Annotated in this window: 20 protein-coding genes and 3 pseudogenes; 20 read left to right on the top strand and 3 right to left on the bottom strand. The window is 67.1% G+C overall.

Annotation, left to right across the window (positions count from 1 at the left end; translation table 11 throughout):
- The 15 genes and pseudogenes from A5695_RS29705 to A5695_RS15740 form a co-directional block, all read left to right on the top strand.
- The coding region (locus tag A5695_RS29705) for a hypothetical protein (protein ID WP_231974857.1) at positions 1–213 on the top strand (213 nt) is incomplete at its 5' end.
- A gap of 39 nt (positions 214–252) precedes the next feature.
- Positions 253–552, top strand: coding sequence for a PE family protein (locus A5695_RS15805; RefSeq protein WP_068083726.1), 300 nt, complete (start codon positions 253–255; stop codon positions 550–552).
- A 287-nt stretch (positions 553–839) separates the two neighbouring features.
- Positions 840–1,136 (top strand): WXG100 family type VII secretion target, encoded by a 297-nt coding sequence (locus tag A5695_RS15800; RefSeq protein WP_007168951.1) that lies wholly within the window; start codon positions 840–842, stop codon positions 1,134–1,136.
- Between the two features lie 50 nt (positions 1,137–1,186).
- On the top strand, positions 1,187–1,471 hold the full coding sequence (locus A5695_RS15795) for a WXG100 family type VII secretion target (RefSeq protein ID WP_046184805.1): 285 nt from the start codon (positions 1,187–1,189) through the stop codon (positions 1,469–1,471).
- Between the two features lie 87 nt (positions 1,472–1,558).
- Positions 1,559–2,461 (top strand): ESX secretion-associated protein EspG, encoded by a 903-nt coding sequence (locus A5695_RS15790; RefSeq protein WP_055405688.1) that lies wholly within the window; start codon positions 1,559–1,561, stop codon positions 2,459–2,461.
- Between the two features lie 264 nt (positions 2,462–2,725).
- Positions 2,726–4,237: a type VII secretion integral membrane protein EccD gene (eccD, locus tag A5695_RS15785; RefSeq protein WP_068083720.1), complete on the top strand. Its 1,512-nt coding sequence runs from the start codon at positions 2,726–2,728 to the stop codon at positions 4,235–4,237.
- On the top strand, positions 4,215–6,050 hold the full coding sequence (locus tag A5695_RS15780) for a type VII secretion-associated serine protease mycosin (protein ID WP_068083718.1): 1,836 nt from the start codon (positions 4,215–4,217) through the stop codon (positions 6,048–6,050). The genes eccD and A5695_RS15780 overlap by 23 nt, the downstream gene beginning before the upstream one ends.
- An 18-nt stretch (positions 6,051–6,068) precedes the next feature.
- Positions 6,069–7,265 (top strand): type VII secretion protein EccE, encoded by a 1,197-nt coding sequence (gene eccE / locus A5695_RS15775; protein ID WP_068083717.1) that lies wholly within the window; start codon positions 6,069–6,071, stop codon positions 7,263–7,265.
- Positions 7,262–9,094 (top strand): type VII secretion AAA-ATPase EccA, encoded by a 1,833-nt coding sequence (gene eccA, locus A5695_RS15770; protein WP_068083716.1) that lies wholly within the window; start codon positions 7,262–7,264, stop codon positions 9,092–9,094. Before eccE ends, eccA begins: the two co-directional genes overlap by 4 nt.
- Before the next feature lie 230 nt (positions 9,095–9,324).
- Positions 9,325–9,608, top strand: a pseudogene (locus A5695_RS27675) (WXG100 family type VII secretion target).
- A 624-nt stretch (positions 9,609–10,232) separates the two neighbouring features.
- Positions 10,233–11,492 carry a PPE family protein gene (locus A5695_RS15760; RefSeq protein WP_068083710.1) on the top strand — a complete coding sequence of 420 codons (1,260 nt, stop codon included), beginning with the start codon at positions 10,233–10,235 and terminating at the stop codon, positions 11,490–11,492.
- Positions 11,493–11,547: 55 nt separating this feature from the next.
- Positions 11,548–12,960 carry a PPE family protein gene (locus A5695_RS15755; protein WP_068083707.1) on the top strand — a complete coding sequence of 471 codons (1,413 nt, stop codon included), beginning with the start codon at positions 11,548–11,550 and terminating at the stop codon, positions 12,958–12,960.
- Between the two features lie 97 nt (positions 12,961–13,057).
- The gene (locus A5695_RS15750; protein WP_068083704.1) at positions 13,058–13,381 is read left to right on the top strand and encodes a DUF732 domain-containing protein; all 324 of its coding nucleotides are present in this window, start codon (positions 13,058–13,060) and stop codon (positions 13,379–13,381) included.
- Between the two features lie 91 nt (positions 13,382–13,472).
- Positions 13,473–13,793, top strand: a complete 321-nt coding sequence (locus A5695_RS15745; RefSeq protein WP_068083702.1) for a DUF732 domain-containing protein — start codon at positions 13,473–13,475, stop codon at positions 13,791–13,793.
- Positions 13,794–13,956: 163 nt separating this feature from the next.
- Positions 13,957–14,667: an MgtC/SapB family protein gene (locus tag A5695_RS15740; protein ID WP_068083699.1), complete on the top strand. Its 711-nt coding sequence runs from the start codon at positions 13,957–13,959 to the stop codon at positions 14,665–14,667.
- On the opposite strand, the pseudogene A5695_RS15735 reads toward A5695_RS15740, so the two are convergent.
- A pseudogene (locus A5695_RS15735) lies at positions 14,664–15,858 on the bottom strand (NAD(P)/FAD-dependent oxidoreductase). The gene A5695_RS15740 and the pseudogene A5695_RS15735 sit on opposite strands and share 4 nt — an antisense overlap.
- A gap of 95 nt (positions 15,859–15,953) precedes the next feature.
- Between A5695_RS15735 and A5695_RS15730 the strand changes: the two are divergent.
- Both A5695_RS15730 and A5695_RS15725 read left to right on the top strand, forming a co-directional pair.
- Positions 15,954–16,892 (top strand): sterol desaturase family protein, encoded by a 939-nt coding sequence (locus tag A5695_RS15730; protein WP_369830195.1) that lies wholly within the window; start codon positions 15,954–15,956, stop codon positions 16,890–16,892.
- 94 nt (positions 16,893–16,986) lie between these two features.
- Positions 16,987–17,667, top strand: coding sequence for a hypothetical protein (locus A5695_RS15725; RefSeq protein WP_068083692.1), 681 nt, complete (start codon positions 16,987–16,989; stop codon positions 17,665–17,667).
- Positions 17,668–17,672: 5 nt separating this feature from the next.
- Here A5695_RS15725 and A5695_RS15720 read toward each other — a convergent pair whose 3' ends face one another.
- Positions 17,673–18,116 carry a nitroreductase/quinone reductase family protein gene (locus A5695_RS15720; protein ID WP_068083689.1) on the bottom strand — a complete coding sequence of 148 codons (444 nt, stop codon included), beginning with the start codon at positions 18,114–18,116 and terminating at the stop codon, positions 17,673–17,675.
- A gap of 113 nt (positions 18,117–18,229) precedes the next feature.
- On the opposite strand from A5695_RS15720, the gene A5695_RS15715 reads away from it, so the two are divergent.
- From A5695_RS15715 to A5695_RS15705, 3 genes are all read left to right on the top strand, one after another.
- Positions 18,230–18,913: a TetR/AcrR family transcriptional regulator gene (locus A5695_RS15715; RefSeq protein ID WP_197515506.1), complete on the top strand. Its 684-nt coding sequence runs from the start codon at positions 18,230–18,232 to the stop codon at positions 18,911–18,913.
- Positions 18,914–19,031: 118 nt separating this feature from the next.
- Positions 19,032–19,532, top strand: a complete 501-nt coding sequence (locus A5695_RS15710) for a VOC family protein (RefSeq protein ID WP_068083683.1) — start codon at positions 19,032–19,034, stop codon at positions 19,530–19,532.
- On the top strand, positions 19,529–20,992 hold the full coding sequence (locus A5695_RS15705; RefSeq protein WP_068083682.1) for an FAD-binding protein: 1,464 nt from the start codon (positions 19,529–19,531) through the stop codon (positions 20,990–20,992). Before A5695_RS15710 ends, A5695_RS15705 begins: the two co-directional genes overlap by 4 nt.
- A gap of 97 nt (positions 20,993–21,089) precedes the next feature.
- Here A5695_RS15705 and A5695_RS15700 read toward each other — a convergent pair.
- Positions 21,090–21,287: pseudogene (locus A5695_RS15700) on the bottom strand (IS630 family transposase); the annotation flags it as partial.

Genomic DNA, 21,287 nt, shown 5'->3' with positions numbered 1-21,287 from the left:
GGGTTGCTGGCGGTGGTGTTGGCCGCCGCGTTAGCCACCGTGCTGGACTGCGTCGCCGTGCCCGCGTCGTTGGTCACAGTTTGCTGTGAGGGGAGGCGGTCGGGGCGGCACGCTGTTACTCTGACGTTACTAAAAGTGAATTCGTCGTACCGTCACGTGAACAGTTGCAAACTGACGGCTTCCGAAACAGCTTCAGGGGCCGTCGTCATCTAGTCTCTGCACAGTCGGGGATTGAACTAGGAGGGAACCAGTATGTCGTTCGTGACCACACAGCCCGAGGCTCTGGCTGCGGCGGCCGGAAACTTGCAGGCCATTGGCTCAACGCTGAGCGCCCAGAACGCGGCTGCTGCCGCCCCCACGACCGGGGTGGTGCCCGCGGCCGCCGACGAGGTGTCGGCGCTGACGGCGGCGCAGTTCGCCGCACACGCCCAGATGTACCAGGCGGTCAGCGCGCAGGCCGCGGCCATTCACGAGGCGTTCGTGAACACGCTGTCGACCAGCTCTAGCTCGTACGCTGCGACCGAGGCAATCAACGCTGCTGCTGCAGGCTGATTGGGTTGGCGGTTCGGGGTCTGGGGCTGGACGGCTTCGACATGCGCCCGGACCTGACTGCCCAGCTACCGATGATCTCGGGGGCTGACGGCCGGACAACTCAAACGCCGGGGTTCGGGTTTGACGTCCGTCTCACCGTGTTACAGCGACCGGTGGCCGCCGGCTGACGGGAAGGGGGGATCATCCTTTTGTATTCGGCTCGGCGGTTCGCCAGCGCGTGACCGGTCCGGCCATCGTCGTCACCACAGCAGGTATCTGAATAATCACTTATTAAAGGAGAAAGCCAGATGGCAACACGTTTCATGACCGACCCGCACGAGATGCGGGCGATGGCGGGCCGCTTCGAGGTGCACGCCCAGACGGTCGAGGACGAGGCCCGCAAGATGTGGGCGTCCTCGATGAACATCGCCGGCTCGGGCTGGAGCGGCCAGGCGCAGGCGACCTCGTACGACACCATGGGTCAGGTCAACCAGGCCTTCCGCAACATCGTCAACATGCTTCACGGTGTGCGCGACGGGCTGATCCGCGACGCGAACAACTACGAGCAGCAAGAGCAGGCCTCGCAGCAAATCCTCAGCAGCTAGCGCTAAAAACCGCGGCTGCGTACCATTCCAGACATTAGGAGAACACCGTTATGACAATCAATTACCAGTTCGGCGATGTCGACGCCCACGGTGCCTTGATCCGCGCCCAGGCCGCGTCTTTGGAGGCTGAGCACCAGGCCATCGTTCGTGATGTGCTTGCTGCGGGTGACTTCTGGGGCGGCGCGGGTTCGGTGGCCTGCCAGGAGTTCATCACCCAGTTGGGTCGCAACTTCCAGGTGATCTACGAGCAGGCCAACGCCCACGGGCAGAAGGTGCAAAGCGCCGGCAACAACATGGCCAGCACCGACAGCGCCGTTGGGTCCAGCTGGGCCTAACCCCAACTTCAGGCGCGGCAGCACACCGATGTCTGGTGTGCTGCCGCGTCCTGCGGTTACCGTGCACTTTCAACCCTTGAGGTATTGATGGACCAACAGACCGCCCGCACCGACATCACCGTCAACGTCGACGGCTTCTGGATGCTCCAGGCCCTCCTGGACATCCGGCACGTCGCACCGGAGTTGCGCTGCCGGCCATTCGTTTCTACCGACTCGAGCGACTGGCTCAACGAGCATCCGGGCATGGCGGTTATGCGCGAACAAGGCATCGTCGAGAACGACCAGGTGAACGAGCACGTGGCCGCTCGGATGAGGGTGCTGGCCGCACCCGACCTCGAGGTGATCGCCCTGCTGTCGCGGGGCAAGCTGCTCTACGGCGTCGTCGACGACGAGAACCAGCCGCCCGGGTCGCGCGACATCCCCGACAACGAGTTCCGGGTGGTGCTTGCCCGTCGCGGCCAGCACTGGGTCTCGGCGGTTCGGGTGGGCGGCGACATCACCGTCGACGACGTCGCCATCGCCGACAGCGCCTCGATAGCGTCCCTGGTCCTGGACGCGCTGGAGTCGATCCACCACGCGGAGCCCGCGGCCATCAATGCGGTCAACGTGCCGCTGGAAGAGATGCTGGAAGCGACCAAGTCGTGGCAGGAGTCGGGTTTCAACGTGTTTTCCGGCGGCGACCTGCGGCGTATGGGGATCAGCGCCGCCACCGTGGCCGCGCTGGGGCAGGCCCTGTCGGACCCGGCGGCCGAGGTTGCGGTGTATGCGCGTCAATACCGGGACGACGCGAAGGGCCCTAGCGCTTCGGTGCTGTCGCTCAAGGACGGCTCCGGTGGCCGCATCGCGCTCTACCAGCAGGCGAGGACGGCGGGTTCGGGAGAGGCCTGGCTGGCCATCTGCCCCGCAACCCCCCAGTTGGTGCAGGTAGGCGTCAAAACGGTGCTGGACACGCTGCCCTACGGCGAGTGGAAAACCCACAGCCGGGTCTGACATTAGACGAAACATAAAGTTCACCAATGGCTTTGCACTCAACATGCGGTTGAGATGCCAACACGGCATACTTCTCCAAGAGATTCAGCAAATCTCAAACCACTGTCACCGAAGTTTTAATCGCAAGGCGGGGTAGATGGAATTCGGAATAGTCGAGCTACGCTTTCTCGGGCGCCGCAGCGCCCTGGAGAACGGGCCGGCGCAGACTCCCGCCCGGTCGGCGGCACGGGGTTACACAATCACGACGGTAAGGGGTTCAGGGCGATGACTGCGGTAGTTGAAGCGCTACAGCCTGACGTTGAGGGTATTTCGCAGCCTCGGGCGGTCGTGGTCGGCGTTATGGCCGGGGCGGGCGTACAGATCGGCGTCCTGCTGGACGCCAACGCCCCCGTCTCGGTGATGACCGAGCCGCTGCTGAAGGTGGTGAATAGCCGGCTCAGGGAGCTCGGCGACACCCCGCTGGAGGCCACGGGCCGTGGCAGGTGGGCGCTCTGCCTGGTCGACGGCAGCCCGTTGCGGGCCACCCAGTCCCTGACCGAGCAGGACGTCTACGACGGCGACCGGCTGTGGATCCGGTTCATCCAGGACACCGAGCACCGCTCGCAGGTCATCGAGCACATCTCCACCGCTGTCGCGGCAAACCTGAGCAAGCGGTTCGCCGCGATCGACCCGGCCGCCGCGGTGCAGGTCGGCGCGTCGATGGTGGCGGCCGGGGTGACCGCCGCCTCCGGCTTGCTGCTCTGGTACCGGTGGCACCACAATTCCTGGCTGCCGACGGCCTACGCGGCGGTGATCGCCGCGGCGGTGCTCGGCGTCTCACTGATGCTCCTGATGCGGGCGCGCACCGACCAGGATCGCCGCATCGCCGACATCATGCTGCTGAGCGGCCTGGCGCCATTCACGGTCGCCGCCGCTGCCGCCCCACCCGGCGGCGTGGGGTCCCCCCACGCGGTGCTCGGTTTCGGCGTTCTGACCATCGCGGCGATGCTTGCCCTGCGTTTCACCGGCCGGCGGCTGGGGCTCTACACCGCCCTCATTACCGTCAGCGTGGTCACCGCGATCGCGGCGCTGGCGCGGATGGTCGCGATGACCGGCGCCGTGACGTTGCTGACCAGCGTCGTCTTGCTGTCCGTGCTGGTCTACCACACCGCGCCCGCTCTCTCGCGCCGGTTGGCGGGCATCCGGTTGCCGGTGTTCCCCTCGGCGACCAGCCGGTGGGTGTTCGAGGCTCGGCCCGACCTGCCCACCACGGTGGTCCGCTCCGACGGTGGACCCCCAGTCCTCGAGGGCCCCGCGTCCGTCCGCGACGTCTTGGTGCAGGCCGAACGCGCCCGCTCCTTCTTGACCGGCCTGCTGGTCGGGCTGGGCGTGTTGATGGTCGTGTCGTTGACGGCGCTGTCGGACCCGCACACCGGTCAACGCTGGCTGCCGCTCGCGCTGGCCGGCTTCAGCGCCGGGTTCCTGATGCTGCGCGGACGCTCGTACGTCGACCGTTGGCAGGCGATCACCTTGGCCGTGACCGCCGTCCTCATCGTCGGTGCGGTCGTGGTGCGGTACGCGCTCGTGCTGCAGTCGCCCCTGGCTGTGTCGATCAGCGCGGCGATCCTGGTTCTGCTGCCGGCTGCCGGCCTTACGTCCGCGGCCGTGGTGCCCAACAGCATCTACAGCCCGCTGTTCCGCAAGTTCGTGGAATGGATCGAATACCTCTGCCTGATGCCGATTTTCCCGCTGGCATTGTGGTTGATGAATGTCTATGCAGCAATCCGCTACCGGTAGTTACAAGGTGTGGCGAGGGCGCGCATCCGCGGCGGCCCTCGCCGCAATCTTGCTCGCCTCAGGAGCATTGGCCGGCTTGCCGCCGGCCTCTGCGATTTCACCGCCGACGATCGATCCCGGTGCGGTGCCGCCCGACGGCCCGCCCGGGCCGCCGGCGCCGATGAAGCAGAATTCGTACTGCACCGAGGTCGGAGTCCTGCCTGGCACGGACTTCCGGTTACAGCCCAAGTACATGGACATGCTCAACCTGCAGGAGGCGTGGCAGTTCGGGCGCGGTGCCGGCGTGAAGGTGGCCGTTATCGACACCGGGGTGAGCCCGCACGCCAGGTTTCCGCACCTGATCCCCGGCGGGGACTACGTCATGGGCGGTGACGGACTGTCGGACTGCGATGCCCACGGCACGATCGTGGCCTCGATGATCGGCGCCGCGCCGGCGAACGGCGCGGGGGTGCCGCCGGCCGCGCCACGCCGGCCGGTCACCATCCCCACCACCGAGCCGCCACCGAAAGCGCCGCCGCCGCAGACCGTGACGTTGTCGCCGTTGCCGCAGACCGTGACGATGGTTCCGCCCGCTCCGCAGGAGGAGCCCGCTCCCGGACCGTTCGGGCTGCCCCCGGCGGCCCCGCCGCCATCACCGCAGCAACCCGCGGGACCACCCCCGGGGCCGCCGGCCGCGCCGGCCCAGCCCGGTGGCCAGGCCCCGGCGGTCAGTCACGGCGGTGGCACAGTGACGATCCCGAGCTTTTCGGGCGGACGCCAGGTGGTCGGGGTCGACTACCCGCGCCCACTCGACCCGCCACCACCACCGGCGCCGCCGGCGCCGTCGGCCGGCCCCGATGCGTTCAGCGGCGTCGCGCCCGATGTGGACATCATTGCGATTCGCCAGTCCAGCCAGGCATTCGGGCTCAAGGACGCCTACACCGGCGACGAGGACCCGCAGACGCGCGCGAAGATCGACGGCGTTCAGACGATGGCCCGGGCAATCGTGCACGCCGCCAATATGGGCGCGCAGGTCATCAACATCTCGGATGTGACCTGCATGAGCGCGCGCAACATCGTGGACCAGCGCGCGCTCGGCGCGGCGGTGCGCTACGCCTCGGTCGACAAGAATGCCGTCATCGTGGCGGCCGCCGGCGACACCAACAAGAAGGACTGCAAGCAAAACCCGGCGCATGACCCGTTGCAGCCCAACGATCCCCGCAACTGGAACTCCGTGACCACCGTGGTGACGCCGTCCTGGTTCAGCGACTACGTCCTGACCGTGGGGGCGGTCGACGAAGATGGTCGGCCGCAGACCGGCGGCCAGGGTCAGGGATCGACGAGTGTGGCCGGTCCTTGGGTGGGCATCGCCGCGCCGGGCACCGACGTCGTCGGGCTGTCGCCGCGCGACGACGGCGTCATCAACGCGATCGATGGACCGGACAACACGCTGCTGGTTCCTTCTGGCACCAGCTTCTCGGCCGCGATCGTGTCAGGCATCGCCGCGCTCGTCCGGGCCAAGTTCCCGCAGCTGTCGGCATACCAGGTCATCAACCGGTTGACCCGCACCGCTCGCGCACCGGCGCGCGGCGTGGACAACCAGATCGGCCACGGCGTCGTCGACCCGGTCGCGGCACTGACGTGGGACGTACCCGAAGGACCGTTGAAGCCACCGCAGCAACTTTCCGCGCCGCTGAACATTCCGAAGCCCGCGCCGAACCGGGATATGGTGCCGGTGTGGGTCGCAGGCGGGGGCTTGCTCGCGGCGCTACTGATCGGTGGGGGCGTGTTTGGTACGGCGATGCTGATGAAGCGATCGCGGAAGCAGCAATAGGGCGGAGCAGTAACAATCATGAAAGCTCAGCGCAAACTCGGGGTGTCGTTGTCGTGGCCACGGGTCACCGCGGTGTTCCTGGTCGACGTCGCCATCATGGTGGTGGCCAGCCACTGCCCGGAGTCCTGGCAGGGCACCTATCGCATCGCGTTCTGGGTGGGTGTTGGCCTCGCGGTGCTGGTCGCGCTGGCGTCCCTGGTCACCTACCACGGCGTCACGGTGACCTCGGCATTGGCCACCTGGCTGTGGGATTGGTCCGCCGATCCGGGGACCGCGCTCGGTGCCGGCTGCACGCCGGTGCTGGACTACCAGCGCAAGTTCGGGCGCGACAAGGTCGGCGTGCGCGAGTACGAAGGCCAGCTGGTCTCGGTCATCGCGTTGAACGGCGGCGAGGACGACCCGTCGTCGCGTCACCGGCACCGGAATTCGCCGCCCACCCTGCTGGTGCAGGCGGTGGCTGATGGCCTGCGCCAGTTCGACATTCACCTCGATAACATCGACATCGTGTCGGTCAAGGTGCGCCGCGGCGGCAACGCCGCCGAGTTGTCGAAGCTCGACGACTGGGGCCCCGAGGAGTGGGAGGTGGCCAACGGAGAGCCCACCTCCTACGTTCGCCGCACCTGGCTGGTGCTGCGGATGAACCCGCAGCGCAACATCGCCGCGGTCGCGGTCCGCGATTCGCTGGCTTCGACTTTGGTGGCCGCCACCGAGCGGCTGGCCCAGGATCTCGACGGACTCACCTGCGCCGCAAAGCCTTTGACCGCAGAGGAGATCGCCGAGGTGGACCGCGCGGTGCTGGCGGATTTGGAGCCCACCTGGAGCCGGCCCGGCTGGCGCCACCTCAAGCACTTCAACGGATTCACTACCAGCTTCTGGGTGACGCCCGCCGACATCACCACCGACACGATCGACGAGTTGTGGGAGGCGGACACCGTCGCCACGGTGCTGACCGTCCGTCTCACCGCCCCCACGGGCCGGCCGGAGGTCTCGGCCTGGGTGCGCTACCACACCGAGAAGCGGCTGCCCCGAGACATCTCCGCCGGCCTCAACCGCCTCACCGGCCGCCAGTTGGCCGCGGTCCGCGCGAGCTTGCCCGCCCCCGCGACGCACGCCTCGCTGGTCCTGCCGAGCCGTCCCGTGCGTAACGACGACGAGCTCACGCTGTCGGTCGGTCAGTTGCGACAGAGCCCGGCGGGCGTGCCTGTGGCGCAATGACGCGGCCACAATCGACGGCTGAAGGCGCCCGCAATGCGATGATCGCCGGCCTCCTGGCATCGGGGATATCGGTCAACGGCCTGCAGCCCAGTCACAATCCGCAGGTGGCGTCGCAGATGTTCACCACGGCCAGCAACTTGGACCCGGGCATGTGTGATGCCTTTCTGGCCCGGTTGCTGGCGGGGGAGCGCAGCATCGAGGCGCTCGCCGGCGCGTGGGCCTCGGTCCGGACGTTCGGGTGGGAGACCCGGAGGCTCGGGGTCACCGACCTGGAGTTCCGTCCCCAAGTTTCCGACGGGCTGTTCCTGCAGTTGGCCGTCACCAGCGCCGAGTCGTTGGCGTGTGCCTACGCGGCCGTTCTGGCCGAGGCCAAACGCTACGAGGAGGCGTCGGCCCTGCTCGACGGGGTTGAGCCGCGCCAGCCATTCGAGCAGGAGCTTGTCGACTACGTCCGGGGCGTGCTGTATTTCCGCACCGGACGGTGGCCGGATGTGCTCAACCAGTTCCCCGAGGGCAAGGTGTGGCGTCAGCCGGAGCTCAAGGCCGCCGGCGCCGCGATGGCGACAACCGCGCTGGCGTCGCTCGGCGTATTCGAGGAGGCGCTGCGCCGCGGCCAGGACGCCGTCGAGGGTGACCGGGTGCCGGGCGCGGCCAACATTGCGCTGTACACCCAGGGCATGTGCCTGCGACACCTGGGGCGCGAGGACGAGGCCGTCGAACTGCTGCGCCGGGTGTATTCGCGCGATCCGAAGTTCAGCCCGGCCCGGGAAGCGCTGGACAACCCGAACTATCGACTGGTCCTGACGGACCCGGAAACCATTGAGGCGCGGACGAATCCGTGGGATCCAGACAGCGCCCCGACCCGCGCCGAGACGGAGGCCGCTCGCCACGCGGAGGAGGCAGCGAAGTACCTGGCCGAGGGTGACGCGGAGCTCAACGCGATGCTGGGGATGGAACGCGCCAAGCGGGAGATCAAGCTCATCAAGGCGACGACGAAGGTGAACCTGGCGCGCGCCAAAATGGGCCTGCCCGTGCCGGTGACGTCGCGCCACACCCTGTTGTTGGGCCCGCCCGGGACGGGTAAGACGTCAGTCGCACGGGCCTTTGCCAAGCAGCTGTGTGGCCTGACGGTGCTGCGCAAGCCGGTGGTGGTAGAAACCAGCCGGACCAAGCTGTTGGGTCGCTACATGGCCGACGCGGAGAAGAACACCGAAGAGATGCTCGAGGAAGCTCTCGGCGGGGCGGTGTTCTTCGATGAGATGCACACGCTGCACGAGAAGGGCTACCAGCAGGGCGACCCCTACGGTAACGCGATCATCAACACCTTGCTGCTCTACATGGAGAACCACCGCGACGAACTCGTTGTCTTCGGCGCGGGTTACGCGAAGGCGATGGAAAAGATGCTCGACGTGAACCAGGGTCTGCGCCGGCGGTTTTCGACCGTGATCGAATTCTTCAGCTACACGCCGGACGAGCTGGTCGCGTTGACCCGTCTGATGGGCCAAGAGAACGAGGACGTCATCACCGAGGAAGCCGCCCACTCGCTATTGCCTTCCTACACAAGGTTTTATCTCGACGAGAGCTACTCCGAAGACGGTGACCTGATCCGCGGGATCGACACCCTGGGAAATGCCGGCTTCGTGCGCAACGTGGTGGAGAAGGCCCGCGATCACCGCAGTTTCCGCCTAGACGATGAGGACCTCGACGCGGTGCTGGCCAGCGACGTCACCGAGTTCAGCGAGCGTCAACTGCTGCGGTTCAAAGAGCTGACCCAAGAGGATCTCGCCGAGGGTCTGAGCGCGGCAGTCGCCGAGAACAAGTCGACGTAGTCCGATTCGGTCGCTTTTGCCCGGGATGCCAGGGCCCGCACGATTGGCGGCGCTAAAGGATCGCACCCCGACGTCGGCAACCTTGTTCGCCGTCGAATTCGGGCGGCCAGCGTGGCCACAAACGGTCGCGAGCAGAAGAAACCGGCTCCCAGGAAACTGTCAGCAGCTAATCAGCGGCACCGCAGCATAGCCCGTTTACCCTTCGTGTTGATGAACAGTAGGGGTACGGAATGGGAACTAACTACCAGTTCTGCGACGTAGCCGCGCACGGCGCATTGATTCGCGCCCAGGTGGCCTCGTTGCAGGCTGAGCATGAGCCCATCGTTCGCGATGTGCTTGCCGCGGGTGATTTCTGGCGCGGTGCGGATTCGGTGGCCTGCTAGGAGTTATCACCCGGTTGGGTCGCAGCTTCCAGGTGATCTACGAGCAGGCCAACGCCCACGGCCAGAAGACGCAAAGCGCCGGCGGCAACATGGCCAGCACCGACAGTGCCGTCGGTTCGAGCCGGACGTAATTGCGTCTGAGATCGAGGTAATTAGTTCGGGGCTGACATGCGAGTTATGGTGCGAGCGGATAAGCCGCCACCATTTCCATCCGTCCGATACGAACATATTCGCTGTTTTTGTAGACAGCTTGAGGAGGTTTATATCTGACGGCGATGGCAACAATTCCAGTAATCGTGCGGGATTGATCGAAGTGCGATTCGGCTAATTAACCCTGCGGAGGTATCGCGGTTTACCATCTTTGGTGAACCGTTGCTCTGCTTGGTCTGTGATGCGTATCACCTGGTGATACCTTGAACATAGTCGGTAGCTGGCTGCGCAAAGTTCTCACAGAAGCCGACAGCGCCGTGAGATTCACTTTTTACATTCCGTATACGCGGCCGGAACGAGGTCCGAATACTTTTCGCTCACGATGATCGTATATTGATTGAGCGGTGTTCGACTTGCGCCGGACGTCAATCTTGTCGGGGGATGTCAGCTAGGGGAGAGAATGGTCCGTTGTCTGCGCTGTGCGAAATAGTCCCATGGCTTCTGTAGCCGATTTCATGTGTTTCCTTAGAACCGCGGCGCGGATGCGGCCGAGGCAGCAAAGCCGCGCCTACCATGGCGGCCACTTGCGGGACCGGAGGTAGTCGATGCTGGATTTCGGAGCGCTTCCGCCGGAGATCAACTCGGGGCGGATGTATGTAGGTGCGGGCTCAGGTCCGCTGCTGGCGGCCGCGGCGGCCTGGGACGAATTGGCGGCGGAGTTGCAGGCCGCGGGCGCGTCGTATAACTCGACGGTCGAGGCGTTGGCGATGGGGCCGTGGACGGGCCCGTCGTCGATCGCGATGGCGGCCGCGGCGGCACCCTACGTCGCGTGGATCTACGCGACCGGTGCTCAGGCGGAAGAGGCCGGCGCCCAGGCCAAGCTGGCCGCCGGTGCCTACGAGGCGGCGTTCGCGGCCACCGTGCCGCCACCGGTCATCGCGGCCAATCGCGCCTTGCTGGCGACCCTTATCGCGACCAACATCCTCGGCCAGAACACGCCGGCGATCGCCGCCACCGAAGCGCAGTACATGGAGATGTGGGCACAGGACGCCGCCGCGATGTACGGCTACGCGGCGTCGTCGGCGACCGCGTCGCAACTGACACCGTTCGCCGAGCCGCCCCAGACCACCAACGAATCGGCCGGGCCGATGCAAGCGGCCGCCGTCACCCAGTCGAGCGCACAGTCCAGCGGCAGCACCGCGACGCAGCTGTCTTCGCTGAGTACGACGATGCAGACCGCGGTGAATGCCGGCAACGCGGCTCCGAATGCCGGGACCACGGGGACCGGCCTGAGCACCGGAATCGGGCAAAACCTGGACTACTGGAACAACATCTGGTCGGTGCTGACGGGTCCGTATTCCCCCCAGTCATGGAGCAGCGTCCCGGGTGGTCCCTTCCTGTCGTTCGGTCAGGCGTACGCGTGGGGTCAGAACGGCCAGAGCGCCGCTGCCTATTTGTCCGGCCCGAAGGCGATCTCTGGCGCTCTCGCCCCCCTGACCAGTGGCTCGAGTGCGGTGAAGCCGATGCTCAGCTCCGCCGTGGGGCCGGTGTCGGGGTCCATGGGCGAGGCGCGGCTGATTGGAGGCATGTCGGTGCCACAAGGCTGGACTCAAGCGGCACCGGCGATCCGAACGATCGCACAGGTGCTGCCCACCAACCTGGCGGCCGCCCCGGCCGCTCTGGCCGGCGAAGAGGGCGTCTTCAGTCAGATGGCCCTGTCCAGCTTGGCGGGACGCGCCATCGCCGCCAGCGCCACCCACTCCGTCGGCGGCACCGCCGCGGCGGCCGGCTCATTGGGCGGCGCGGTCGCCGAGGCCGACCCTGCCGCGGCCACCATCATCGTGATCCCTTACATCGAGGAGTGACAGCGATGACCACCACGCACAGCCGTCCGGCACCCGCCCGAGTAAGGGGATAGCGATGTTTTACGGAGCCTTTCCGCCCGAGTTCAACTCGGGCCGGATGTACAGCGGCCCGGGAGTGGGTTCGCTCGTCGCCGCGGCGACGGCCTGGGAGAACCTGGCGACCGAATTGCAGTCGGCCGCTACCGCGTATTCGTCGGTGATCTCGAGCCTGGCCACCGGCCCCTGGGTCGGTCCGGCGTCGATCGCGATGGCCTCGGCTGCCGCCCCGTACGTGGCCTGGATGCAGCAAACCGCCGCCCAGGCCCAGGAAGTCGCGACACAGGCCGCTTCAGCGGCGGCCGCCTACGAGACGGCGTTCGCCGCCCACGTGCCGCCGCCGGTGATCGCGGAAAACCGTGCGCTGTTGGCGCAACTGATGGCGACCAACCTCTTCGGGCAGAACACGGCGGCGATCGCCGCCACCGAGACCGAGTACGGCGAGATGTGGGCCCAGGACGCCGTGGCGATGGACACCTATGCCAGTTCTTCGGAGGCGGCCACGCGGTTCGCGCCATTCGCCGACCCGCCGCAGACCACCACCGGCGGCGGCACGTCGATGCAAGTGGCCGCCGTGAGCCAGGCCGCGGGCACGTCGGCGGGCAACGTCGGGTCCACCATCAACTCGGCAGCCACCTCGCTCACCGCGGGCTCGGGCAACCCGATATTGGGGTGGCTCTCGCAGCTCGCCACTCAATACAACACCGCCATTACCACTTTCTTGAAGGGCTTCGGCACCACTCCGGGCGGCACCCCGTTGATCACCGCCATGTACAACGCGGTCAAGGTGCCGTTGGGGCTGACCACGCAGTTCAACGACGTTGGCCTGCTGATCAACTTCCCCGTGTCACAGTGGCTCAAGTTCGCCCCACCAATTGCGTACGGTGCGTTGCCGAAGGATGCGCTGGGGGCCGGCCTCGGTGTGCTGGGCTTCGGCCGGGGGACGCTGTTTGATGCGATCAGCCCGACGGCGGGCTTCGCGCGGGGGACCCTGGTGGGACAGTTGACCGTTCCGCCCAGCTGGGCCTCGGCCACGCCGGCCATCAGGACGGTCGCCGCTGCGTTGTCGGCCGCCGGACCCGAGGCCGTGCCGGCGGCCGCGCTGGGCGAGGGCAGCCTGTTCAGTTCGATTGGGATGGCGGGAATGTTGGGCAGCGCCCTCGGCGCCGGCGGACCGACCGTGGTGGGCGCCGGCGTGCGCAACCGGATGAAGCCGATCAAGGACCTCAAAGACAAGCAATCGCCGGAGCAACTGAAACGTCTGGTCGCGCAGATATCGGAAAAGCCCGAAACCGTCCAGCACCACAACGTCGACCAGGAGGGGCTTGACGCCCTGCTCGAGCAGCTGGCGAAGAAGCCCGGCATCCACGCGGTGCACCTGAAAAAGGGCGACAAGTCCAAGGTCCTGCCGGCCGACGCCCAGTTGGGCTAAGGGGCGAGGCCTTTCGATATCCGGGAGTCTACTGCAAGGAATTGGTTTGGCGCGCAACATGTCTCGGCCTGTTGCCACCGTCATGAGAAGGTAGGTAATGAAACGGCTACTCGCGCTACTGGGCGCGCCCCTGGTAATCGGCCTGGCCGCACCGGCATATGCCGGTCCGCCGCCGGAGCCGGACGGTGACGACGGGGCGTTCCTGTCCGCTCTGCATCAAGCCGGCTTCACCTTCGCCAGCCCGGACGCGGCCGTCGGGGCGGGCCGGGCCGTGTGCTCGTGCCTGAACAACGGCGAGTCGGGCCTGGAGTTGGTCCACGACGTGAAGATGCACAACCCGGGGATGGACATGGAGATGGCTTCCAACTTCGCGGTCATTTCCGCGAAGTACTACTGCCCGCACCATCTCAGCAAAGCCTGACCCGCGCCAACCGAGTTGAACTGAAGGATAGGGCGATTCGGCCGAGATTCCGCGCTGCGCCCGACCAGCCGTCGTGAGAGAATCCTCGGCTATGAGGCTGCTGGTGACGTTGATCGGCGTCTGGGCGGTGATCGGGCTCGCCGCGCCGGCCTACGCCGACCCCGATACCGGTGCCGTCGACGAATCCAGCTTTCTCGCCTCGCTGCGGAGCGCGGGCATCACCTACAAGACGCCCGACGCGGCGGTCCAGTTCGCCAGGGCCGTCTGCGAGTCGATGGACAGCGGCGAGTACGGACCCCAGATGGTCAGCGAATTGAAAGCCCAAAACCCCGGGCTCACCACCGATCACGCGACATCCTTCCTGGCGATCGCGGCGAAGTACTACTGCCCCCAGAAACTCACCGCGCGATAGACGCCGCACGGCTTGACCGCGATGCAACGGTAAGGCGCCCCGCAGGTTTCGCGCGCGTTGCGGCATAGGATCCGGTTCGGTTAGGGTCCACCCGCTGTTCACCTGGGCCTGATTAGCTGCGGCTAGGGCTGCGCCAGTGGTTTGGGACGAGGGGGGAGTGCCGATGGAGACGCTGAGCGTCGCCGACTTCGCGCTCCGGCTCGCCGTCGGAGTGGGTTGCGGCGCCCTGATCGGTCTGGAGCGGCAATGGCGGGCGCGGCGGGCCGGACTGCGCACCAACGCACTGGTGGCCGGCGGCGCGACGTTGTTCGTCCTGTACGCGGCCGCCACCGCGGACACCAGCCCCACCAGGGTCGCCTCGTATGTGGTCTCCGGCATCGGGTTCCTCGGCGGTGGCGTGATCCTGCGCGAAGGAGTCAACGTCCGCGGCCTGAACACCGCGGCGACCCTGTGGTGCTCCGCGGCGATCGGTGTCCTGGCCGCCTCCGGGCATCTGGTCTTCGCGTTGATCGGCACGGGGACCGTTATCGCGATCCACGTGTTCGGGCGCCCGCTGGGCCGCCTGATCGACCGCGACAACACGGGGGACGAAGACGAAAGCTTGCGCCCCTACCTGGTGCAGGTTGTCGCCCGCCCGAAGCACGAGAAGTACGCGCGCGCCCAGATCGTCCAGCACGCGGGCGGCAACGACATCACGCTGCGTGGGGTCCACACCGCGCACACCGGTGACGACGAGGTCACGTTGACCGCTCACCTCCTCATGGACGGGGACGCCCCGGCCCGGCTGGAGCGGCTGGTGGCGGAGCTCTCCCTGCAACCTGGAGTCCGCGCGGTGCAGTGGTACGCCGGCGACGAAGCACAGCCAGACCGCTAAGGACGGGACTGCAGCTCCGGCGCGGCCGCGGCCAGCAGGTCGGCGCGGTTGCCGGTCAGCGGCGGGTAGATCCGTCGGGTGTTGATCGTGCGCTTCGTGTCCTTGGCCCGCGCGCCGCCGGATACGATCACCCGATCCCACCCTTCGGTATAGACAGCTCCCGCCGGACCGAGATCGAGAACCGTGACATACCAAGGGATTCGGAGCGGCAGCAGGGGCTTTCCGAACAGGTCGTTGATGACGTTGTATCCGGCATAGCGGCCCATGGGCCGGCCGTGTTGGCACGACATCACCGAGAGGTGTTCGTCGTCCACGCGAGCGGCGGCGACGTCGCCCGCGGCGAAGACCGCGGGCACCCCGATGACGCGCAGACCGTCGTCGACGGGCACCCGCCCCAGGCCGTCGCGCATCACCGGCAGCTGCTCGGTCAGCGAGCTGGCCCGCAGGCCGGCACACCACACCACGGTGGCCGCCGCCACGCGCTCGCCCGAGGTGAGTGACACACCGCCCCGTCGATCGCGGCGACGCCCACACCCGGCCAGGCTTCGACGCCGTTGGCCGCCAGGGCCTCTTCGATCACCGGGCGCGCCGATGCGCCCATGTCCGAGCCGATACGGCTGCGATCCAGCAACACCACCCGGGGGTGACGCCGCTCGCGGCGAACAGCCGCCGCAACCTGTCCGGCAGCTCGCAGGCCACCTCGATCCCGGTCAGCCCCGCTCCGACCACGACGACCGTGCCGGCCGCGGCCGTCGGCGAACCTTCGGCCAGCCCGCGGAGGTGGTCGCGCAGCGCCCGCGCTCCGTCGTAGGTGTCCACGTCGAACGCGAATTCGGGCAGGCCCGGTAGGGCGGGTTTGACCACGCGGCTGCCCGACGCCAGCACCAGCCGGTCGTAGGCGTACGTCGCGCCGCCCGACGTGGCGACGGTGCGGGCGTCGGTGTCGATGGCGGTCACCGCGGCGGCGACATGTGCCACCCCGACCGGGTCGAGCAGATCGGCAAGGGGGATGCGGCAGGGGGTCAGGTCCGCCTCGTAGTTGCGGACCCGGATGTCGTGGAAGGGGTGCGTGGACAACACCGTGACGTCGACACTTCCCGCCGGAATGGCGAGCTCGTCGAGCCGGCGTGCGGCCCCGAGCGCCGCCCACAACCCGGCGAATCCCGAGCCGACCACCACCACAGCGCTCAACGTTCGACACCTCACGTCGGCCGATCCCGTCACCACAGTGCGGGCCGCATGCCGGGTCAAGGCGACCCGACGGGCCGTTGAGTCGTCGTAGTCTTATGCCTGTGAGTGCGCTTTCAGATGTCGTGTCCGCGCTGCCCCCGCAGATGCGGGATCCGGTGCTGCTCGCCATTCCCTTCTTCTTGTTGTTGTTGACGCTGGAATGGGCGGCGGCCCGCAAGCTGGAAAGCATCGTCGAGGACGCCCGGCCTGCGTCCGGGGCGTACTTCACCCGCGACGCGGTGGCCAGCATCTCGATGGGTCTGGTATCGGTGGCCACTACCGCCGCATGGAAGACGCTGGCTTTGCTGGGCTATGCCGCCCTGTACGCGTACCTCGCGCCCTGGCACCTCCCGGTCGGCCGGTGGTACACCTGGGTGATCGCGCTTGTCGGCGTCGACCTGCTGTACTACGCCTATCATCGGATCGCGCACCGGGTTCGACTGATTTGGGCGACGCACCAGGCGCATCACTCCAGTGAATACTTCAACTTCGCCACCGCCCTGCGGCAGAAGTGGAACAACAGCGGCGAGATCCTGATGTGGGTTCCGCTGCCGCTGCTGGGGATCCCGCCCTGGATGGTGTTTTTCAGCTTCTCGATCAGCCTCATCTATCAGTTCTGGGTGCACACCGAGCGGATCGACAAGCTGCCCCGGCCGTTCGAGTTCGTCTTCAACACCCCGTCGCACCATCGTGTGCACCACGGGATGGACCAGATCTACCTGGACAAGAACTACGGCGGCATCCTCATCGTCTGGGACCGGCTGTTCGGCAGCTTCCAGGCCGAGCTGTTCCGGCCGCACTACGGCCTCACCAAGCGGGTCGACACGTTCAACATCTGGAAGCTGCAGACCCGCGAATACGTCGCGATCGCCCGCGACTGGCGTTCGGCGACTCGCCTGCGCGATCGTCTGGGCTACGTTTTCGGGCCGCCCGGTTGGGCGCCGCGCACCGCGGACCGGATCGAGGCGGCCGTTCCGGTGGCGACCTCGCCGTAACGCCGATGGCGCACGGCGCGAAGACTTCTGCGTAACGGAAAGTCACGCCGTAATCTCAAATCGGTCGAGATTTGGCCCGGACGGATCGGAGTTCATGGTGCGTCGCCTGGCACTGCGCGCATGCATCGCGTCGGTCACCGTGGCCGCGCTCGCGCAATGGCTGCCGCTTGCGCCGGCCGAAGCGGACCCCGTCGTCGTCTATCCGGGCATGGAGATCCATCAGGGCAACCGGGTCTGCACGCTGGGCTACGTCGACCCCGGAATGAAGATCGCCTTCACCGCCGGGCACTGCCGGGGCGGCGAGGGCGTCGTGACCGACCGGGGCGGAGCGGTCATCGGCCGTCTGGCGGCGTTCCGGGACAACACTCCCAGCGGGACGACGGTGGCGACCGACCAGCTGATCACCGACTATGAGGCAATCGTGCTGGACAACGGCGTGATGGCGAACAACGTCCTGCCGGGCGGGCGTCAACTGATCTCGAATCCGGCGGCGGCGCTGGCGCCGGGGCAAGCGATCTGCCACTTCGGCGTGAGCACCGGTGAAACGTGCGGGACGGTGGAAAGGGTGAACAACGGCTGGTTCACCATGTCGCACGGCGTGCAGAGCCACAACGGTGACTCCGGTGGGCCGGTGTACCTGCCGTCCAGTGCCGGTCCCGGGCTGCTCGTCGGGATCTTCAACAGCGTGTGGGGTGACTTCCCGGCCGCGGTGTCGTGGCGGGCCACGTCCGAAGAGGTACGTGAGGACCTCGGGGTGGCGCGGGGCGCCCGTTAGTCGGTTCAGGCCTCCGCGAGGGCGAACACCGGGATGGTGGGCGCGGCAGCGCGCAATTGCGCCTCGGTGCTGTCCGGGGTCAGCCCGGCGACGTAATCCTTCACCTGCCAATACCAGCGGTCCAGATAGCGTCGCAGCAGTTCCGGTTTGGCCGCGTCGGGCACCTCGCTGACCTGGGCGCGCCGCCTGCGCCACCGGGGACCCGTCTCGACGACGCCCGCGGCGCGGACGTTGCGGGCCCATTGGGTATTGCCGCGCGGGGAGACAAGGTAGTCCACGCCGTCGACGGTCAGCAGGTTGACGACCACCGCCCGCGGTTTGCCGCTCTTGCGCCCGCGCACGCGCAGCGCACGGGTCCCGGCGATGCTGACACCCATGTCGGCGAGCCAGCGGATCACCACGTTGGCGGCGCGCGCGGCCCGGTTCGGTTCCTCGTATCGCGTGGACATGTCGCGTCCTCTCTCACAAATCGAACGAGAGCAGTGCTCTCTTGCGTCGCGACACTGCCATAGTCCTGATCAGAAAGCAAGAGCGGTGATCTCGGTTGTGCGAGACTGATCGCGTGGGCAAACGCCAGGACACCCGGGAGCAGACCGAGGCGCGCATCATCGCGCTGGGCCGCCAGCAGCTGGTGGATCGCGGAGCGGCCGGGCTGTCCGTCCGGGCGATCGCCCGAGACCTCGGCATGGTGTCGTCGGGCGTGTACCGCTACGTGTCCAGCCGCGACGAGCTGCTGACATTGTTGCTGGTCGACGCCTACTCGGACCTGGCCGACGCCGTGGACCGCGCACGCGAAACGGTCGGCGAGCTCTGGAGTGACGACGTCATCGCGATCGCCCGGGCGACCCGGCGGTGGGCCGTCGCGCACCCTTCCCGCTGGGCCCTGTTGTACGGCAGCCCGGTGCCCGGGTACCACGCCCCGCCCGAGCGCACGGTGGCCGTCGGAACCCGGGTGGTCGCGGCCTTGTTCGACGCCGTCGCATCCGGGATCGCCACCGGGGACATCCGGCTGACCGATGTCGTTGCCTCGCAACCGATGTCGTCGGACTTCGAGCGGATTCGCCACGAGTTCGGATTCCCCGGCGACGACCAGGTGGTCGCCAAGTGCTTTCTGCTGTGGGCCGGGGTGCTGGGCGCGATCAGCCTCGAGGTGTTCGGGCAATACGGCAGCGACACCCTGACCGACCCTGAGGCGGTGTTCGACGCGCAGCTTCGGCTGCTGGTCGACGTGCTGAGTCAGCATTGACGGTCGGCCGGAAATTAGAACGTGTTCACCCAGCTCTTGGGGATGAAGCCGGGGTTCGGTGGGCAAAGTTTTGCGGGCCCCTTCTGGCGGCCGCCGCACTGGACTATTCTGCGAGACGATGACCCGCCCCGTTCAATCCCCGACGCAAATCGCGTGGGTAACCGCCGACCTCGACGCCACCGAAACCGCCCTCACCGGCCTGTTAGGCGTGCGCAAGTGGGTACGAATACCCGAGGTGCACTTTGCTCCCGAGTCCTGCAGCTACCTTGGCGAGCCCGCTGATTTCGTCGCCAGCATCTCGCTGAGCTATCTCGGCGACATGCAGCTGGAGCTGATCCAGCCGGTGCGTGGGAAGAACATCTATAGTGACTTTCTGCGAGACTCCGGGCAGGGACTGCACCACATCTGCATGGAGGCCGAAAGCACCGAGCAATTCGACGCGGCGTTGGCGGAGGCGGTCGCATTAGGGGCCTCGATCGTGCAACGAGGCGCGATGCCCGGAGGGATTCAGTTCGCCTATGTGTCGGCGCCGCAAGCGGCGGTGCCGTTCGTCGAATTCGCCTACATAGCGCCCGAGATGAGGGCGTTCTATGACTACATCAAACAGGAGCAGCGGTGAGCACCGAGATTCCGGCAACGGTGAACGCGGACGACGTCACGTCGTGGTCCGATGACGTCGACGTGGTGGTGGTGGGCTTCGGCATCGCGGGGGGCTGTGCGGCAGTCAGCGCCGCGGCCGCCGGGGCGCGGGTGCTGGTGCTCGAGCGCGCCGCCGTGGCCGGCGGCACGACATCGCTTGCGGGGGGCCACTTTTACCTCGGCGGGGGCACGGCGGTCCAGCAAGCGACCGGCCACCCCGATTCGCCCGAGGAGATGTACAAGTATCTGGTGGCCGTGTCCCGGCGGCCAGATCACGAGAAGATCCGCGCCTACTGCGAGGGCAGCGTCGAGCATTTCAACTGGTTGGAAGACTTGGGCTTTCAGTTCGAGCGCAGCTACTTCCCGGGCAAGGCGGTCATCCAGCCCAACACCGAAGGCCTGATGTTTACCGGGAACGAGAAGGTGTGGCCCTTCCTGGAGCAGGCCGTGCCCGCACCGCGCGGCCACAAGGTGCCCGTGCCCGGTGACACCGGGGGCGCCAGCATGGTGATCGAACTGCTGCTCAAACGGGCCGTCGGCCTGGGCGTACAGATCCGGTACGAGACCGGAGCCACCGAGCTCATCCTGGACGATTCGGGCACGGTGTGCGGTGTCATGTGGAGGCAATTCGCCGAAACCGGTGCGATCAAAGCAAAGTCGGTCATCATCGCCGCCGGGGGATTCGTGATGAACCCGGAGATGGTTGCCGAGTACACGCCGAAGCTGGCCGAGAAGCCGTTCGTACTGGGCAATACTTACGACGACGGCCTGGGCATCCGGCTGGGCGTGTCGGCGGGCGGCGCGACCGAACACATGGACCAGATCTTCATCACGGCCCCGCCCTACCCGCCCTCGATCCTGTTGACCGGAATCATCGTGAACAAGCTCGGCCAGCGCTTCGTCGCCGAGGATTCCTACCATTCGCGGACTTCCGGGTTCATCATGGACCAGCCGGACAGCGCGGCGTTCCTCATTGTCGACGAGGCGCACCTAGAGCACCCGAAGATGCCGCTGGTTCCGCTGATCGACGGCTGGGAAACCGTCACGGAAATGGAAGCGGCACTTGGCATTCCGGCGGGTAACCTGGTGGCGACGCTGGATCGCTACAACGCCAACGCCGCCCGGGGCGAGGACCCTGACTTCCACAAGCAGCCGGAATTTCTGGCGGCGCAGGATCGGGGTCCCTGGGGCGCGTTCGACATGTCGCTGGGCAAGGCCATGTATGCCGGCTTCACCATCGGTGGTCTGGCCACGTCCGTGGACGGCGAGGTATTGCGCGGGGACGGCACCGTGGTGCCGGGCCTGTATGCGGCCGGCGCCTGCGCCTCCAACATCGCCCAGGACGGCAAGGGCTACGCCAGCGGCACGCAGCTGGGGGAGGGCTCGTTCTTCGGGCGCCGCGCCGGAGCGCACGCGGCGCGAGGCGCCGGGGGCGCGTAGGCGCGTTACGGCACTGCCGGAGCGCACGCGGCGCGAGGCGCCGGGGGCGCGTAGGCGCGTTACGACACCGCGCCGGGGGCGCACGCGGCGCGAGGCGCTAGTGTCGTGAGTCGTTAATTCGTTTGCAGTAGTTGGCTACGGATTCGAGGATTTGGTCGGCGGTTTTGGTCCAGATGTAGGGGCGGGGGTTGTCGTTCCAGGTTTGGATCCAGGCGCGGATGTCGGTGTTGAGTTGGCGTACCGAAGTGTGGGTGCCGCGGCGTAGCTTCTTGGTGGTCAGTTCGGCGAACCAGCG

The sequence above is a fragment of the Mycobacterium sp. E1747 genome, assembly GCF_001667775.1.
Lineage (GTDB): Bacteria > Actinomycetota > Actinomycetes > Mycobacteriales > Mycobacteriaceae > Mycobacterium.
The sequence above is the reverse complement of the archived record's forward strand: the minus strand, read 5'-3'. Positions and strand labels throughout refer to the sequence as shown.